Annotated in this window: 14 protein-coding genes and 3 pseudogenes; 5 read left to right on the top strand and 12 right to left on the bottom strand. The window is 62.1% G+C overall.

All coding sequences use genetic code 11. The features are described 5' to 3' along the window. The first annotated feature begins 722 nt into the window (after positions 1–722). Positions 723–1,313 (top strand): TetR family transcriptional regulator, encoded by a 591-nt coding sequence (locus A5692_RS15075; protein WP_067923900.1) that lies wholly within the window; start codon positions 723–725, stop codon positions 1,311–1,313. Positions 1,314–1,846: 533 nt separating this feature from the next. Then, positions 1,847–2,050, top strand: a pseudogene (locus A5692_RS28330) (FadR/GntR family transcriptional regulator); the annotation flags it as partial. An 85-nt stretch (positions 2,051–2,135) separates the two neighbouring features. On the opposite strand, the gene A5692_RS15065 reads toward A5692_RS28330, so the two are convergent. From A5692_RS15065 to A5692_RS15030, 8 genes and pseudogenes are all read right to left on the bottom strand, one after another. Next, a complete protein-coding gene (locus A5692_RS15065) occupies positions 2,136–2,909 on the bottom strand; it encodes an enoyl-CoA hydratase (protein WP_067923894.1) in 774 nt (257 codons plus the stop codon). A gap of 86 nt (positions 2,910–2,995) precedes the next feature. Then, positions 2,996–4,036, bottom strand: a complete 1,041-nt coding sequence (locus A5692_RS15060; protein ID WP_068057249.1) for an LLM class F420-dependent oxidoreductase — start codon at positions 4,034–4,036, stop codon at positions 2,996–2,998. A gap of 316 nt (positions 4,037–4,352) precedes the next feature. Beyond that, positions 4,353–5,180, bottom strand: a complete 828-nt coding sequence (locus tag A5692_RS15055) for an SDR family NAD(P)-dependent oxidoreductase (protein WP_067923888.1) — start codon at positions 5,178–5,180, stop codon at positions 4,353–4,355. Between the two features lie 9 nt (positions 5,181–5,189). Beyond that, positions 5,190–6,390: pseudogene (locus A5692_RS15050) on the bottom strand (cytochrome P450). 283 nt (positions 6,391–6,673) lie between these two features. Then, positions 6,674–7,522: a carboxymuconolactone decarboxylase family protein gene (locus A5692_RS15045; protein ID WP_067923884.1), complete on the bottom strand. Its 849-nt coding sequence runs from the start codon at positions 7,520–7,522 to the stop codon at positions 6,674–6,676. Between the two features lie 42 nt (positions 7,523–7,564). Next, entirely contained in the window at positions 7,565–8,365 is an 801-nt protein-coding gene (locus tag A5692_RS15040) for a mycofactocin-coupled SDR family oxidoreductase (protein WP_067923881.1), read from the bottom strand. A 43-nt stretch (positions 8,366–8,408) separates the two neighbouring features. Next, positions 8,409–9,227, bottom strand: a complete 819-nt coding sequence (locus tag A5692_RS15035; RefSeq protein ID WP_067923878.1) for a mycofactocin-coupled SDR family oxidoreductase — start codon at positions 9,225–9,227, stop codon at positions 8,409–8,411. Positions 9,228–9,245: 18 nt separating this feature from the next. Next, entirely contained in the window at positions 9,246–9,500 is a 255-nt protein-coding gene (locus A5692_RS15030) for an aldehyde dehydrogenase family protein (protein WP_082962737.1), read from the bottom strand. Between the two features lie 201 nt (positions 9,501–9,701). On the opposite strand from A5692_RS15030, the gene A5692_RS15025 reads away from it, so the two are divergent. Then, the gene (locus A5692_RS15025) at positions 9,702–10,334 is read left to right on the top strand and encodes a TetR/AcrR family transcriptional regulator (RefSeq protein ID WP_067923876.1); all 633 of its coding nucleotides are present in this window, start codon (positions 9,702–9,704) and stop codon (positions 10,332–10,334) included. Positions 10,335–10,426: 92 nt separating this feature from the next. Here the strand turns inward: A5692_RS15025 and A5692_RS15020 are convergent, their stop codons facing one another. Further along, positions 10,427–11,449 carry a DUF2889 domain-containing protein gene (locus tag A5692_RS15020; protein WP_197509238.1) on the bottom strand — a complete coding sequence of 341 codons (1,023 nt, stop codon included), beginning with the start codon at positions 11,447–11,449 and terminating at the stop codon, positions 10,427–10,429. Between the two features lie 130 nt (positions 11,450–11,579). Here A5692_RS15020 and A5692_RS29105 point away from each other — a divergent pair, with 130 nt between their 5' ends. Together A5692_RS29105 and A5692_RS15010 are read left to right on the top strand one after the other, a co-directional pair. Then, positions 11,580–11,921: a hypothetical protein gene (locus tag A5692_RS29105; protein WP_156766093.1), complete on the top strand. Its 342-nt coding sequence runs from the start codon at positions 11,580–11,582 to the stop codon at positions 11,919–11,921. Between the two features lie 235 nt (positions 11,922–12,156). Next, the gene (locus A5692_RS15010; RefSeq protein ID WP_067923873.1) at positions 12,157–12,984 is read left to right on the top strand and encodes a mycofactocin-coupled SDR family oxidoreductase; all 828 of its coding nucleotides are present in this window, start codon (positions 12,157–12,159) and stop codon (positions 12,982–12,984) included. A 622-nt stretch (positions 12,985–13,606) separates the two neighbouring features. Here A5692_RS15010 and A5692_RS15005 read toward each other — a convergent pair. The 3 genes and pseudogenes from A5692_RS15005 to A5692_RS14995 form a co-directional block, all read right to left on the bottom strand. Next, positions 13,607–14,519: pseudogene (locus A5692_RS15005) on the bottom strand (LLM class F420-dependent oxidoreductase). Positions 14,520–14,695: 176 nt separating this feature from the next. Next, positions 14,696–14,893 (bottom strand): ferredoxin, encoded by a 198-nt coding sequence (locus A5692_RS15000; RefSeq protein WP_067923870.1) that lies wholly within the window; start codon positions 14,891–14,893, stop codon positions 14,696–14,698. After that, positions 14,890–16,080 (bottom strand): cytochrome P450, encoded by a 1,191-nt coding sequence (locus A5692_RS14995; RefSeq protein ID WP_068057243.1) that lies wholly within the window; start codon positions 16,078–16,080, stop codon positions 14,890–14,892. Before A5692_RS14995 ends, A5692_RS15000 begins: the two co-directional genes overlap by 4 nt. Positions 16,081–16,101: the final 21 nt, after the last annotated feature.

The following is a 16,101-nucleotide window of genomic DNA, read 5'->3' as shown; positions in this document are numbered from 1 at the left end:
CCCGTCGACGCGGCAGCCGGACGCATCCATTGGGGTGAACGCAAGTCCTTGAGGGCGTGGAAAGCCCTTCAGGGGCAGAGTCGGATATGTCAGTTGACCGTCGTACTTGTCGACTCTTGCGTGGGTGCATTTACTTTGATCCCCAAGGACTTTCGTCGGTGCACCGATCGAAGAAACGCTGTGCTTGAACGTCCCTCGCCGGAGGAATACACAAAATCGCGATCGCCGTGAACGCCACGCCGATGCCGGCCCGCACCAGCACCGGCCGAGGGCCCCTCACTGGGACAACATCATGCGTCGCGCCGACCGCCCACGGCTGCGCAGCCTCGAGATCGGTCATTTACCACGCCTCCGCTGACTGTCGGATAGAAACACGATGACAGTTCGGTGCCATATCGTCAATGCAAATCCCGGGATAGCACAGCTGATCAGGAGGAAACCCCCCCAGGCGTGCAAAGGCAAGGCTGGAGCTTGCACCTCATTACACTAGACAGTTGCGTGCCATACAGTGGTTCGTTGAGCTGGCCCCGGCAGGGCAACCAGCAACCCACCGTCAACGCCCGGACATACGGACCACGCGCCTCGCCTGCGGAACGGAAGGGCATACGAGGCCTTCGCCGCAGGCGCTGCGGGTCGCGCGCCGACGTCGCCGTGGCGGCTGCTTTGTGTTAACGCTGTGGCTATAGTTTCATCGAGTTGATATTGACGCGGGAGGGTGACAGTTGCCCCGTGGGGATCGCTCGCCTCGCGGTGCGCACGCGGAGCGCGTGCGCACTGCACTGCTTGAGGCGGCATTGCAGCTCTTCGGTGCATATGGTTATGACGCAACGAGCACCGATGAGATCGCTGAGGCCGCAGGTGTATCCCCCCGGACCTTCTTTCGCTACTTTCCGACCAAGGAATCGGTGCTTTTCTCGGGAGAGTTTGACTTCATCCGCGCGTTTGGTGGTGTCTATCTCGCCCAACCAGACTCAATCTCCGACTTCCAAGCAATGGAGCACTCGTTCGCGCTCCTCGCTCCCGCATTGAAACGCATCCGGACGCGGATCAGTCAGTACTACGACGCCATAGCGTCATCGGCCGTTCTGCTGGGCCGCGAACAACAGAATCACACCGCCAACATTGACGTGATCGCGAAAATTGTCGCCGAGCGGCGCGGCCTTCCGGCGCCGAATGAAGAATGCGAGCTGCTCGCGTCGGTGGGCATGCTGCTGCTCACCCGGGCCATCAACCGGTGGCTGAATACGCGCGGACAGGCCGTTGAGGACCTCATCCGCCAAGAGTTCGCGGCGTTGCCTGGGATCCTCAAGTAGCGGACCGCGATTCGCAACGCTCACGGCCAGATCGGCACGAGGTTTCTTCGGGCATCGCTTCGCGGCAAACTTGCAACCAGCTCAACGATTTTGGGACCCTCAGATCCCCCAGAGCCGCGGCCAGCTTCCGGTCGTGGCTCGCTTGCAGGGCCACGCAAGCCTAAGCTAAGTCACGCTGGGGGGATCTTGCCGCGAGCTCGGGTCCGTCGGCTCGAAGCGGCCTTGCTCGCGATCGCCCAGCGGCCGTCGATTCATGTTGAAGGAGTTCGCGTCGTAGGTGCTGTCGGCCGGCAAGATCCGGTACAGCTGGGCGCTTTGGCGGACGCTTTCCATGTCGGCGGGGCGTCCGTGGCATCGGTTTTGTCGGCATCGGCTAATCCATGACCTGTTGACTGGGGCCACCGCGAATCGACGAGTCCCTTTGTCAGTTCACAATTTTCGACCATGCCGATCGGCCGCCGGTCGTCAAAGGCGTCTTCTTTGGTGGTTCCGATCAGCGATCCTCGCCCACTACACACCTTCGAGAGCCAAAGATGGCTGATCGTGCGGCCGCCGCACTGCGCAGGATGTTCAACCACGGTGAGATCACCGAGGGAACTATGCTGCCGCCCGAGTCGGAGTTGATGGAACGGTTCGGGGTGTCGCGGCCAACCCTTCGGGAGGCGCTCCGCATACTCGAGTCCGAATCGCTGATCGAAGTCCAGCGCGGGGTGCGCGGCGGGGGATTGCCCGCCCGAAACGGTCCAGGCCATTTGCTCGTTCATCGATTGCGGAGCCGAGTAATGATGCTGCACGGGGACGTTCGACGGTCCCCGAAAATGTCTACGTGAGCTGGCTCTTGTTGCGTTCGGTTACCGCTCGTAACGGGTCTTCGATATTGTCGAAGCCCCCGACGTATGCCTGCCCTATCCGCTGCTCTGCCGCCAAAGCGGGGTTGATCACTGTGGCGGCTCCAGTGGAATAGAGTTCCTTGAGGCCCAACATCGTTCGCTCCGGCACGTCGGCAATCTGTCGCGCCAGCTCGAGCGCGCGGTCCATCAATTGTTCGTGCGGCACGACTTCCGTTACCAGCCCGATCCGCTCGGCGCGAGTCGCCCCGATGACTTCTCCGGTCATTGACATGCGCCGCGCGATGGCCGGACCGACCAACAGCGGCAACCGCGCTGTCATCCCGCCGCCGGGCAGGATCCCTACTCGAATGTGCGTGTCGGCGAAGACCGCTCGTTCGGATGCGATGAGAAAGTCACAGCCCAGGGCCATTTCGAGCCCGCCGGTGAACACGGCACCATTAATGGCCCCGATGATCGGCGTTCGCATGCTCGCCGTCGCAGCGACACAGTTGTGCGATTCGAAGATGGAGAAGTACTCAGCGCCGTGCTGCTGGGCCTCCCTGAGATCCACCCCGGCGCAAAACGCCGGGTCGGTGCCGGTGAGCACCACCGCGCGCACCGAGCCTTCGGCGTCAGCCTCAGTGAACGCCGCGTACGCCGCCTCGACCAGTGCGCGGTCGAGTGCGTTCCTAGCGGCAGGCCGATTTAGCGTCACGACTCGTACGTGAGCGTAATCGACTGTCAAAACCGGTGTTTCGGTGCTCACACAAAGAAAACCTAGCAGAGTCCCGGCTGTGACGTGAGCATCCTGCTGTAGCCAAACTCAGTTCAGACTGACGCATCACCCTCGTGTCAAACAACCGGTGCCCCTCGTAGCTGCTCAACCAGAGCGATCGTGGCCTCATCACCGATAGGCGATAGAAAACTAACCGGCACGCGGTCGATGAGCCCGTCACACCGGTCGTGAATCTTCGCCGCAAGTTTGTCCAAGGGTGCGACGACCGCGAAGGCCTCTAACACCTCGTCATCGATGAGTGTTCCCATTTGATCCCACTTCCCCTGCAAAGACTGGTGATGCAGTTCGGTCTGCAGCTCACCCCACCCGTGCAGGTCCAGCACTTTGCGATAGGCAGGTGTCGATCCATAGAAGCCGATCTGTTTACGCATCGCTTTGGCATTGGCGGCTAGTTCGGCGTCGTCGCGTCCCGTCACCACGAAAACTGGGCAGGAGACCTGTATTTCGCGCCGCTCGCGGCCAGCACGCTGCAAACCGCGCAACAGCGCCGGCGTGGTCACCTCTTCGAAGTAGCGCTTCGTCGTGAATGAGTGCGCAAGCACGCCATCGGCGACCTCTCCACAGATCTCGGTCATCGTATCGCCCACTGCAGCGACGAAGATTCTCGGGAACTCATACGGCATCGGCTCTGGGGTGAACATCGGCGTCATAAGTCGATGGGTATAGAAGTCGCCCTCGAACTCTAGTTTGGTGCCATTCCGCCAGCACGACCATATCTCGCGCAGAGCTAAAACGAACTCTCGCATGCGACGGGCAGGCTGGCTCCAAGGCATGCCGAACCGCTTTTCGATGTGCGCCTTGACCTGCGAACCGAGACCCAAGTTGAAGCGGCCCTGCGAGTATGACTGAAGGTCCCACCCAAGGTTGGCGACCGTCATCGGGTTGCGAGCGAAGGCGACCGCGATCCCAGTTCCGAGCTCAAGGGTGCGCGTATGTTCGGCCGCGAGCACGAGCGGCAGGAACGGATCGTGGTTGAGTTCGGGCGACCAGCAGCAGTCGTAGCCCTGTCGCTCCAGCGTTTGGGCAGCTTCCGCGACGCCCGCAAGATCCGTGAAGGACGCCGCGTCGATCTTCAAGCCTCCACACTCGTCGCTCATGCCGATACCCTCTGCGCTTCGTTAGCGATCCGCCATACGGGTGTCGCGTAGTTCGTCGGCAAGCCCGCCAGCCAGATTTTTGGTTTTATGACAGATTATATTAGCGAGTCGCATTTTCCTTGGTCTGCGTAGACTCTCTCTCTAATCGCCTCCCGACGATCAAGCATTTCTCGCCGTGGGCGAACCGCGGCACAGTCGCGCCAACCAGATCCCCCGCTGGTGGCATCTACCGCAGAAGAATCGTCCGTTTCCTGCCCCGACTTCGACAAGCAATGCGAAGGGGTCGGCGGCACGCCACAGGGCGAAACGCCTTAACTCAAGGTAACTTTCGCGTGAGTGGCAGATCGCAACCGGTGAGTGCGGTCGAGATGTCCCATAACCGGCGACCGGTCTCGGGATCGCAGGCCTTGCGATTCAACTTGACGACCTTTGGCCTGCCCCACTGGTGAAGCAGGCCGCGCGGAGCCCAGTACGTGGGGGAAGGCAGGTCCGTGATGGCTGCCAACACGGTGGACCGCGCCGCGAGGTCGCCGGGCTGGGCGATTCGAGGTTGAAGGTACCTGACCACCCGCGCGGCGAAGCCGGACCTGTCGGACACGATGGCGCTCTGGCTGATACCGGGGTCGGCGAGGTGTGCGGTGACGCCTCTGCGCGCCAATTCCACGGTGAACACGGCGGTTGCTAGTTTCGATTCGGTGTAAGCCGACCAAGCGTTGTACGCACGGCGTTCCCAGTTCAGGTCCTCCAGATGCAGCCTCGCCATCACGTACGTGCCGGTGGAGACGGTCACGACACGGTTCTTGATGCGATCGGCCAGCAGGCAGGTCAGCGCGAAGTGCCCGAGGTGATTGGTTCCCATATGGGCTTCAAAACCGTCAGCGGTGTGCGTGAGCGGCACGCCGAGTACACCGGCGTTGTTGACCAGCACGTCGACCGAGTCAATGGAGGCGGCGAACTCGTGCACGCTGCGCAGGTTTGCCAGGTCAAGGCGAGCGACCTCCACGTCGCCATGCATGTCACGCGCGGCGGCCACGCCCTTGCTCGGCGTTCGGCAGGCCAGCACCACCTGGTGACCAGCCGCGGCCAGCGCGGCTGCCGTAGCCTTGCCGACGCCGCTGTTGGCACCCGTAACGATGACCCTCATCTGGGGTCCTCAGCCAGCGACCACGGGTAGGTTTTCCCACCCGCGAACCGTGGAGGTGTGTGCCTGCACCGCGTTGTCCCAGTCGACCTGCCACTCTGGGAAACGTTTGAGCACCTCTTCCAACGCGACGCGGGCCTCGAGTCGGGCCAGATGGGCACCCAAACAGAAGTGGATACCGTGCCCGAACGCGAGGTGCGACTTCTTGTTGGCGCGGTGGATGTCGAAGCGGTCCGGCTCGGCGAACATCCTCTCGTCGCGGTTGGCTGCTCCGTGAAGCAGAATCATCACGCTACCTGCCGGCGCCGTGACGCCGTAGAGCTCGACGCCACGAGCAAGGGTGCGTGCATTCACCGGCGAGGGCGTCTCATAGCGCAGGAGTTCTTCGATCGCATCGGGTATCAAGCTGGGGTCGGCGACCAGCTCGCGTCGCTGATCGGGATGTTCGGCCAACACCTTTCCCGCCCAGCCGATCAGACGCACCGTCGTCTCGTTGCCAGCGGCGGCCAGCAACCCGATGTAGGTCATCATCGTCTCTTTGTCGAGGTGTCTCACGACACCGTCGGAGTCGCTGTAGGTCGCGTTGATCAGGTCCGTCATCAGGTCGTCTGAGGGGTTCTTGGTTCGGTAGTCGATGTATTCGCCGAATGTCTCCGGGTCTAGGATCTCCATGATCCAATCGCTGCCTTCGCCCGCGGCGCTGAATCCCTCCTCCACGCGCTGACGATTCTTGACCTGATCGGACTCGGCCATGCCCAGCATCATTCCGATGGTGCGCATCGGCACCTCGGCGCCAAGGTCGGCGATGAAGTCGAATCCGCCGCGTTCAACCATCGGGTCCAGCGCGCGCACAGTACGCGCGAACCTTCGACTCGATCTCCGCGACACGACGCGGCGTAAAGACTCGCGCCAGCAGACCGCGGTGCCGATCATGCTCTGGCGGATCCTCGAAAAGGATCAAGCCCGGCGGAACGGGCGCGCCACTCTTGATCATCTCCAGGACGGTGCCTTTACCTGACCGGTACGTGTCCCAGTCCGTGCTGGCGTCCTTCACGTCAGCGAAGCGACTCAAGGCATAGAAGTCGTACAGCTCGTTGTAGTACAGCGGCGCCTCATCCCTGAGGCGACGCCACATCGGATACGGATCTACGTCGAGTTCGGGATCGTAGGGGTCGTAACGGAGAGTGGAGGTGCCGAATGTGTTTTCTATCATTGGCCTTTCGTTGCGCTCGCTGACCGTGGAACGCGCTGCAGTGCCGCCTTCACGCCGTCGCCCTAGAGCCTAAAGCAAAATCTCCGACGAGTTGTCAATTTTCGACTATATAGTTGAAAACTCTAAAATCAACGCCAAAGCGGTGGGCCATCAATGCCGACGACGAACAGGCCCCGACGATGAAGCCGTGCCGGTCGCCGCCTAGCCGCCGATCGCGAAGGGGTGTCGATCGGGGCCTCTATGCACGGCGGTCCGTCGGCCGCCCGCGCCCTGCGCCTGGCGGTTACGCCGGACCCGTGCCGTCGAGACCGTCTTCTCGCCACGGCTCGATCGAGGCCTCCCCGTTGATCCGCTCGTACATTTCGTCCACCGACTGCTGCATGAACTGCGCTTTCGGCCATCCAGAGTGAGCAGCGAACTGCAACACCAACTCGCGCATTTCGTCGTAGGTGATGTCACCGGACTTCATGGCCGAATACACGTGTGACTGAATGGGGATGATGGTGTCGTCCAGTCCCACGCACGCCAAGGTGATCCAGCGGCGGTCGCGTCGGTTCAGCCCTGGGCGCCTCCACAGCTCACCGAAGACGAAATTGAGGATGCCGCTCTCGTAGTAGGGGACACCCCGCGGCGGCGCATCGCAGCAATTCACCTCTCGAAAACACTGCTCGCCGCCTAGTTTACGGAGTTCCTGGTCGGCTGGTGCTGCGCTGAGTGGCTGCGGGAGACGCCGAGAAACTACAGCGACGCCCTCGGCGTGCAGCCGAACCAGTTGCTCCTTCAGAATCGTCTCGGTGACCTCAGCCTTCGGCCAGCCGCAGTACACCGCAAAGTGCAGGATGAACTCGTCGAGTTCATCGACCGTGAACTGGCTCGTCTTCAGCGCGGCGTAGAAGTGGTCGGCAAGCGTGCTGTGTGCGTCGGCACCTGCAGCGCAGCTCACGGCAATCAGTCGGCGGGAACGAAGGTCGATTCCGGGACGTGACCAGATCTCGGCGAACACGAAGTCGATCAGGGTGGCTGCCCTCGGAGTTGCTGGCTCGGTCGGCTCAACAGCCATGATGTCGCGATACAACGCCATGCCCCGTCGGCGCCGTTCCTCGGCGTCCACTTTTGTCGTGCTGACGCTCATATTTCCTTCACGCTGGCTTAGGTAGCCAGAACCCTTTTCGTATCAACGAATCGTCACTCCCGCATCGACCTTCAACTGAGTGCCGGTGACGAAGCGGGCTTCGTCGGAGAGCAGATAGAGCACGGCGTTACTGACATCGACGGCATCGATGTAGAACGTCGGCATCGCGTTCTGGAAGATCGGCCCCAGATCTTGGCGCTCGCCGCTCAACATTTCCATCAACCTCGGTGCCTCGATACCGGTTTCGACACCGGTGGGATGGACGGTGTTCACGCGAATCGCGTGATTGGCGAGTTCGTTGGCCAACGCCATGCTCAACCCGACCACCCCGTGCTTGCTTGCGGTGTAAGGCAGATGCAATGGAGTTCCCTTGATGCCCGCCGCCGAGCTGATGTTCACCAGGCTGCCGCCACGTTCCAGCATGTGCGGGATCGACGCCAGGCAGGTGTTCCAGGTACCAATCAAGTTGACGTCCAGAACAGTTCGCCAATCCTTGTCGGTCGTTGACTCCCATGTTCCACAAGTCAAGACACCAGCGTTGGACACAGCGCCGTCGAGATGTCCGAGTCGCTCAACACCCGTTCCGACGACGTCCTGCATCAGCTGTCGATCTCGGACGTCGACGCGAGCGGCGTGAACCCGCCGGCCCAAGGCCTCCACTTCCTTCACCGTGCTCGCCAGGTCTTCGGCCGAGCTCATCGCATAGCCGATTCCATCGATCGAGCTGCAAATGTCGACGAGGATGAGGTCGGCTCCCTCCTCCGCCAGTCGAATGGCGTGACTGCGTCCCATACCGCGTGCTGCGCCGGTGACCAGAACGACCTTGCCGGTCATGCGTCCCATGAAAGTGCGCGTTTCGTCGATCGTGAGTCGGCCGCCACCAGGTTCAGCGCACGGTGAAGCCGGCGTCGATGGGCAGAGCGATGCCGGTGACGTACTGGGCCTTCTCGCTCACCAGCCACTCGACGGCGTCGGCGATGTCGTCGGGTTGCAAGATTTCGATCGGCAGGGCGTTTTGCATCGCCAGCAGTCCTGGGTCGCCGGACGCGACCATCTGCGCCATCGCGTCGTTCATCGTCATTCCGCTGACCACGCCGGTCGGGTGAATGGTGTTGACCCTGATGTTGTGCGGAGCCAAGTCCAAGGCAAGGCATTGCATGAGCCCGACGATGCCGCGTTTGGCCGCGGTGTATGCCAGAGCACCAGTCATGTGCGTGCCGGTGCCCTTGATTCCGGCTGATGAGCTGGTGATGACGATGGAGCCTCCTCGACCGCCATCGATGAGGGGTTGGCGGGCCAGGAAACAGGTGTTCCAGACGCCGGTCAAATTGGTGTTGATGATGTCGTTCCAGGTGACGATCGGGTCGTCGTCTGGGCTGTAGCGCACGATGCCGGCATTGGCGATGGCGATGTCGAGGCGACCGAAGTGGGCGAGTCCGTCGTCGAGCACGGCCTTCAAAGCTGCCTGGTCGGCGACGTCGGCGATGCCCGTCACGATCTTGGCGCCGGCGCTTTCCACCAGATCTCGGGTTTCGTCGAGATCAGCTTGAGTCGCGTTCGGATAATCCATGCCCGGCAGATCGCGACATATGTCTGCCGCGATGATGTTCACGCCGTGGCCGGCGAGCCGCACAGCATGTGCGCGGCCCTGGCCGCGGGCCGCGCCGGTGATGAACGCGACCTTGCCGGCAAGAAAGTCAGACATGATGAAACTCCTTAGGTGTCAATGCTGTACCAGGACTAATGAGGTAGCGCAGGCGAGCCGAAGCCGATGCGCGGTGCCTGATTGCAGAGCCCTGGCTGCCGTGTGAGCGCGCGCCAGATTCGTGGTGTGCACGTAGTTGGCCAACCCGAACGAGGTGTCGTTTGCCAACGGGATTGCGTCCTCGTCGCTACGGAAGGGGGACACCGACACCACCGGCGGAAAAATGTGCTCGTGCACGCCCGCGCTGGAATTCGAAGGCCTGTACCTCGGCAGTTACCGTCATGCACGTAGCTCCCTCCAGCCGTGGCGACTGGCGCCTGTAAACCAGCCATCCGTGACTTAGTTGCCGAGTGCGTGGCGATCCAACAGCCCGTCCACCCTGACGACACTACCGGCAGACATGTCCCTTGAACGACAAATTAGGATAAAGTGTCGGTCAAGTCAAGCTTGGGTCCGAAGTCGAGGAGCGGTTGAATGGCCGGTATGGCGACACGGAGTGCTGCGGCGCGGGCCCCGGCATGGGGTGCAGATCTGCCGACGAGCGACGATCAGGCGCGCGAACGGTTGCTTGATGCCGCAGAGAAGTGTTACGCAGAACGTGGCGTGGGCCGAACGAAGATGACGCACATTGCCAACAAGGCAGGGGTACACCGCAGCACCGTTTACAGCTACTTCCCGAATCGCGACGCCGTGCTGGCCGAGTGTTTTCTGCGCGCCGTGACCGCAGTGCTCGATGCGGCGGAGTCCTGTTGGGACACAGGGGAATCGTTCGCCGACCAGCTGGTGAATAGCTGCATAGTCGGCCTCGCCGTAACGCGAGAATCGCCGACCATGCGAATGTTGACCTTCGACGATGAAATGGGGCGCACCTTTCATGCGGCTTCAGCGTCCGAGAAGTGGCAGAACCGTTTACGAGACGGACTCGGCGAGCGATTCGCCGCCGCCGCGGCAAGGGGTGAAGTTCGCGACGATGTGGCTCCAGAGACGATGGCTCACTGGGTGACTCGCATCTGCTTTAGCCTCATCGCTGAGCCTGGACCGGCCGAATACGGAGGCGACGAGGGACTGCTGCGGGCCTTTCTTCCTGGAGCGTTCTCGCCGCGGTGAAGCCGTGTCGCGTCGCCGAGGTGAACGCGGCGGTTCGATCTAGCGCCAGCCTGCTACAGAAGAACGGCGATCGGAGGCGGCTGCCCCAAACCTCAGCCGGCGGGTAGCAGTGCGACCAGTGCTGCGACGTCGCCGATGCTGCGCAGCAAGTCGTTGAGGTGGGTGCACGTCGACGTTCCGTGAAGTTCATGCCGAATGCGAAAGTGCAACTGATCCAACCTCATTCCGGCGAGGCGGGTTGCGCTGGCGACGGCGCCCGGACATTCTTGCCAGGGGAGCACCCGGGCTACCGCCTGCGAGCTCAAGATGGTCTGGGTATCGGAATCCACCACTGCCTCGACCGTGTACTCGTGGATGATGGTTTCCGTGCCGTCGGCCCGGACGTAAGTGTCGCGAAACATCGCATCGATTCCTATTTCGGCTGCTCCCCCATGGTTTCCCACGTCCAGCCTGCGGCGACGACGCATCCCGTGGATAGGGAGCGCTACCATTTCGTGCCAAGCCAGCGGGTCGTCGGGGTCCTCGAGGCCCGGCGCCGGCGGTCCGGTCACAACGGCAGGGTCTCCAGCCTCGAATGAGGTCATCAGCAGACCGCCGGTCACGAAGCCCGCGCATTGGTCGGCGACCGGGAGATAGCCCGATGTGGCGCCGTTCCCCAGCGCGCCGGACGCCGACAACGCATGCCCCGAGATCAGGGTGGCGACCGGGACATCGTCGAGCAACGTGTAGCGCAAGTCGCGTCGCTCCCTTAATTGCGGAGCCGTCTCGTCGACCGCGGCTCGGAACCCGCTCATCGCCGGGGCACCGACCAGATGCATGCACGCGACCGCGGGCTCGACGTCAATCTGCTGAACCACGCGGGCGAGCATCTCGACGGTCACTCGCGTTCGGGCTTGGGCCATCTCGACGGCAGTTCCGTCGTGCGTGGTCATGAGGTCGCGTGCCCAACCAGATAGATGCACCAGATCCAGCGAGCCCGGATCACGCGTTATGTCAATGGAACTCGTGCGCCGCACCGAACCCGGTCGCCGCGGCGGCGTGCCCGTCGTCGGCTCGTGAATACCGTGCAGGGGATGCATCCTGAAATCGGGTGCGCCCAAGTCGGTTCTGGTCATAGCGGCGTCACGAGTTCACTGTGCCGAACTTCGCCGCAGCGAGGACGCTGCAGAACTCCAGATGTTTCCGTCGGAGTCGTAGAGCCCAAAGAACTCGGCATCCGGCCGCACGCGCGCCGTCGGTCGACGGGTGAAGGCCAATTTGCTCGCCAGGATTCCCACGAAATGTCTCTCTTTTCAGTCTGGCGTGTGGCCGGCGTGGATACGTGGCCAACCTCAAGCGCTCGTCGGAGTCGTCGACCCCGACGCTGCGGTTGCCGCACGAACACGAGGCGCGAAAGTGCCCACGCTCGGGCAGTATCACCTGCCCGTCACGGTCGGCCTCGACGGGCACCGGATCGGTGCCGATATGGAAGGCAAGCGCCATGCCCGCCCTACACATCTCTCGTCGCGGGCTCCGGTCATCGCAGACTCGTCGGAGTCCACCATTGGCATCGAATCATCGGTTGGCATGGAAACCTCGTCGCTGTGAATCGTCAAAGCACGTGAGCACGTTTTAGAAACCTAACGTGAAGTCGAAAGGTTTCTCAAGAGTGTGCCCATCCAGTCAGCAGCCCTGGAGGTGGCAGGGCCCGGGGAACAATCAGATAAACATTTCTCTATATCATGGTAGGCTTCTTCTCATGCGTCGTGACGCTTCGACGCGCGGCGGATTGGTGCGGCTGACACGCGCCTCGATGCGTGTCCGGCAGGAAGGAACATAGATCATGGGGTTGCTCGACGGTCGGGTTGTTTTCATCACTGGCGCGGCACGCGGTCAGGGCCGTTCGCATGCAGTCACTCTCGCAGAAGAAGGCGCCAACATCGTCGCCGTGGACATCTGCCACGACATCGACGCCGTGCCCTACAAGTTGGGCACGTGGGAAGACCTTGAAGAGACGGCACGGCTCGTCGAGAAAACGGGCCGACAGATGCACTTCCAGGCGGCCGACGTGCGGGATAAGTCGGCCCTTCAGGCCGCGTTTAACGCAGGTGTAGAGCAGTTCGGACATATCGACACGGTGCTGGCCAATGCCGGGATCATCCTCACCAACCCCGACGAGGTCGACGCCTCGGAGTCATTGCGGCTGGGCATCGACGTCATGCAGATTGGTGTCTGGAATGCCTTCCAGGTCGCGATTCCCCACATGAAGGAACGTGGCGAGGGCGGACATTTGATTGCCACTAGTTCGATGGCGGCACTGCTGGACATGACCGATGGCGGTGGAGGCTCCGACGCCTATGTGATGGCCAAGGTGGCCATTGTTGGACTCGTCCGAGCATACGCTAATTTGCTTGCCGCGCATCGAATCCGGGTTAATGCTGTGGCGCCGACGAACTGCGCGACGCCTATGGTCCTGGAAAACCCAGCGCTGTTCAAGGTGATCGAGCAGACGCCACACATGGCCACCGCGATGCAAACGGCGTTGCCGGACTTCCCGATGATCGAGCCCAGAGACGTCAGCAACGCCATCCTTTTCTTGCTGTCGGATCTCGGCCGCACATTCACCGGCAGCGTCCTCAAGGTCGACGCAGGCATGGACGTCCGCCGCTGAACAGTTGCCACCCTGGGCACGGCGTGACGCTCCGAGGCGCAATGCCTTTAGCGTTACCCGACTCACGAGACCCATGCCTTCGCCGACCAACCTCGAAGTCACGTCCGGGCACTGACGGCAACTCAGCAGCGTCCTCTGCCGTCTTCTTCAGCAACTCCCAGAACGCGTGCTCGGTCCTGACTCCGTGTTACCTCAATTGACTGCTGACAGTGGAGTGTGGCGGCCTGATCTTCGGCCTCGACTCACACCAGCGGCGTTGGCCCGAAGTCCCAGCAGTATGCGCACCGATTCTTGAACAGCGTTGTGCAGACAGTGGATAACGCCGCAAGCGAAGTTGCCCACCACCAGCTCGAAGCGCAGGCACGTCGATAACGATGTGCGTCGGCCCGACGCATTACCGGCCGGTCAAGAAATGAGCTCCTTGCCCGGTGTGCAAAGGGTGCCAATAGTTGACCACGAATCTTCACTGTCTGTAGCCCAGTATTGTCGCGACGTGCGGAGCGGTCCATCGCACCCGACGCTTCGTCGAAAATGATCTCCACCAAGCGAATCGCCACGGCACCCCGTGAACGGCTTGGTCAACTTCTGCAGCGGCATGCTGTAGGCCATCGATTCGTCCCACTCACATACCAACTACGGGTGCGAGCACCTCACCCACATCGGTGATCAGTCCCGGCGTATAGCCGTGTGACGGCAGGTTAACGACCACCCCGGAAATTCCGACGTCGATCACGTATCGCTTGATCTGCTCAGCGATGTCGTTGAGATTCCCGACGGCCACGCGAGAATTCGGCGCAAATGCTTCAGAAGCGCCGGCGGCGTCAGTAACGACGACTGTTATCAGAGCACTCGTCTCAAGGGTGACCGGATCGCGATCGTGCTCCTGGCACCGTCGCATGAGGGCTTCGACCTTGCCCGGCAGCCGGTCGAACGGAGCAATGACATTGAGATGGTCGGCGTAGCGAGCAGCCAACGCGAATGTCTTCTGCTCCCCGCTGCCGCCGATCAGAAGAGGCATGTCGTCGCGAATGCGCGGGTTGTTTAACACTGATTCAGCGTTATACCAGCGGCCTTCGAATGTGGGTCGCTCCCCACGGAGCATCGGTGGGATGATCTGCAGCGCTTCCTCGAGGCGTTCGAAACGGTCTGAAGGTGCCGAACTCGAAACCAAGCTGCCTATGCTCAAGTTCGAACCAGCCGGCGCCGATGCCCAAGAATCCCCGACCGCCGCTCATCACATCGAGGGTGGTCACCGACTTCGCGAGCAGCGCAGGGTTCCGGTAGGTGTTCCCGGTGACGAGCGTGCCCAACCGCACCCGCCGCGTGGTCGTGGCCAGTCCCCCGAGGGCGGTGTACGCCTCCAGCATCGGGTCCTCGAGCGCACCTAGATGCGGAAGTTGGTAGAAGTGATCCATCAGCAGCACCGCATCGAAGCCAGCGGCTTCGGCCTCCTGGGCCTGCGCGACCACGGCTGGGTAGAGCTCGGAAACCGGTGCGCCGTAGGAAAAATTGGGGATCTGCAGGCCGAGCCGCAGAACGCCGCTACCACGGTGAGTGGCCGAAGACTTCGCGGCGTCAGCAGCTGACGTCAACACGACCATCAATCGGTTTCATCGGGCCGGCTCACCCAGGCACGAAGCGTCAACAACATCGGTCACTGCGACGGCGCAGGAAACGACGCCGGAGGTGCCATCGGGGACTCGATCGCCGATCAATCTTCGACAAAGCTGATGGCCCGTTCCGGACAGTTGGATACCGCCGAACGTGCCTCGGCGAGATGATCGTCGTGGACCACGCCGCCGCCGACGACATGTCCGTAGCCTTGGTCGTCATCCTCGAAGAGATGCGGAGCCAAAGAGTAGCAGAGTCCGTGGCCGGTGCAGGCGACGCCGTCGAGGTTGAGCTTCATCCCTCTGCCTTGTCGAACTCCAGGTGAAGCGATTCGAGCCCGACAGTGCCATGAGGCCAGTGCACTTTGGGTGTGGTGCCGGACTTGATCCGGTAGTGCGGAATCCGCTTGTGCCACTCCTCGTACGCGATGCTCAATTCCAGTCTGGCCAGATGCGAACCCAGACAGCGGTGTGGTCCCATCCCGAAGCTGATGTGCGGGTTTTCCGGCCGGTGGAAGTCGATATCGTGCGGGTTTTCGAATACGGCTGGATCCCGGTTAACGGCGCCGAGATACGTCGACACACGTGTTTCGGCACAGAGCCGCGCCGACCCGATGTGAGCCTCGGCGGAGGTCACCCTCGGGATGAACGGGGCTGGCGGATCCAGACGAAGCAGCTCTTCCACCGCGGCGGGAATCAGAGCAGGGTCGTCGATGATCTCCTGCCGCGTGTCCGCACTCTCCGCAAGCCGCTGCATTGCACAACCCAGCGTATCCGTCACGGTGTCCAACCCGGCGAGCACGAACAAGAAGCAGAGGCCGACGGCTTCGGCATCCGTGAGGTCGTCGGGTGGTTGTTTGGCCAATATCTGGCTCAGGACGTCATCACCGCCCTTACCGCGGCGCTGGGGAATCAGTTCAGTGAAGTACGTGTACATCTCGAGCGCCTTCATGATGCCCTCTTGAGCGGCGTCGCCGTCGGCGGCGAAACCGGCCCCCGTGAGGCCGATCACTGCGTTCTTCCACTCCCAAAACTGGTCGCGCATCTCGAGCGGCAATCCGAAGAACGTGAGGAATGCCTGGATTGGGAACACCTGAGCGACCTCGCTGACGAAATCGCAATGGCCGCGCCGCGCGATCGGGTCGATGAGCGCGATGAATTGACTGCGCAGTTCGGCTTCCATCGGTTTGATGACGCGCGGACTGAAGAACGGCTGCAAGATCTGACGGTAGCGCGTCTGCGTCGGCGGGTCATAGGCGATGGGCACAAGCGGCACCGGGCTCTGCAGCATGTCGAACGCTTTGGCCGAAGAGAACGGGTCGGGGTGCTTGAGCACATCTTCCGCGCCGCGACGGGTGGTCACCGCATATCCATCGGCGACGGCGATCAGCGGGGCCACTTGGGTCGCCCGCCACGCCTGATCGCGTGCGACGTCCATGGGCAGTCCGTCCGTGTCGATCTGTGGAATTGCGTCAGCGGTCGTCATGGTCCCTCATCTGCCGTCGAA

The sequence above is a fragment of the Mycobacterium sp. E342 genome (assembly GCF_001667665.1).
Classification (GTDB): Bacteria; Actinomycetota; Actinomycetes; order Mycobacteriales; family Mycobacteriaceae; genus Mycobacterium.
Note: the sequence above shows the minus strand (reverse complement) of the source record. Positions and strands in the feature narration are given on the sequence as shown.

Excerpts from the sequence above, each read along its gene's own strand:
- A5692_RS15010 (WP_067923873.1), top strand. The coding sequence starts at position 12,157 with ATGGGGTTGCTCGACGGTCGGGTTGTTTTCATCACTGGCGCGGCACGC.
- A5692_RS15025 (WP_067923876.1), top strand. The coding sequence starts at position 9,702 with ATGGCCGGTATGGCGACACGGAGTGCTGCGGCGCGGGCCCCGGCATGG.
- A5692_RS15040 (WP_067923881.1), bottom strand. The coding sequence starts at position 8,365 with ATGGGACGCATGACCGGCAAGGTCGTTCTGGTCACCGGCGCAGCACGC.
- A5692_RS14995 (WP_068057243.1), bottom strand. The coding sequence starts at position 16,080 with ATGACGACCGCTGACGCAATTCCACAGATCGACACGGACGGACTGCCC.
- A5692_RS15035 (WP_067923878.1), bottom strand. The coding sequence starts at position 9,227 with ATGTCTGACTTTCTTGCCGGCAAGGTCGCGTTCATCACCGGCGCGGCC.
- A5692_RS15060 (WP_068057249.1), bottom strand. The coding sequence starts at position 4,036 with ATGAGCGACGAGTGTGGAGGCTTGAAGATCGACGCGGCGTCCTTCACG.
- A5692_RS15000 (WP_067923870.1), bottom strand. The coding sequence starts at position 14,893 with ATGAAGCTCAACCTCGACGGCGTCGCCTGCACCGGCCACGGACTCTGC.
- A5692_RS15020 (WP_197509238.1), bottom strand. The coding sequence starts at position 11,449 with ATGACCAGAACCGACTTGGGCGCACCCGATTTCAGGATGCATCCCCTG.
- A5692_RS15045 (WP_067923884.1), bottom strand. The coding sequence starts at position 7,522 with ATGAGCGTCAGCACGACAAAAGTGGACGCCGAGGAACGGCGCCGACGG.
- A5692_RS15055 (WP_067923888.1), bottom strand. The coding sequence starts at position 5,180 with ATGAGGGTCATCGTTACGGGTGCCAACAGCGGCGTCGGCAAGGCTACG.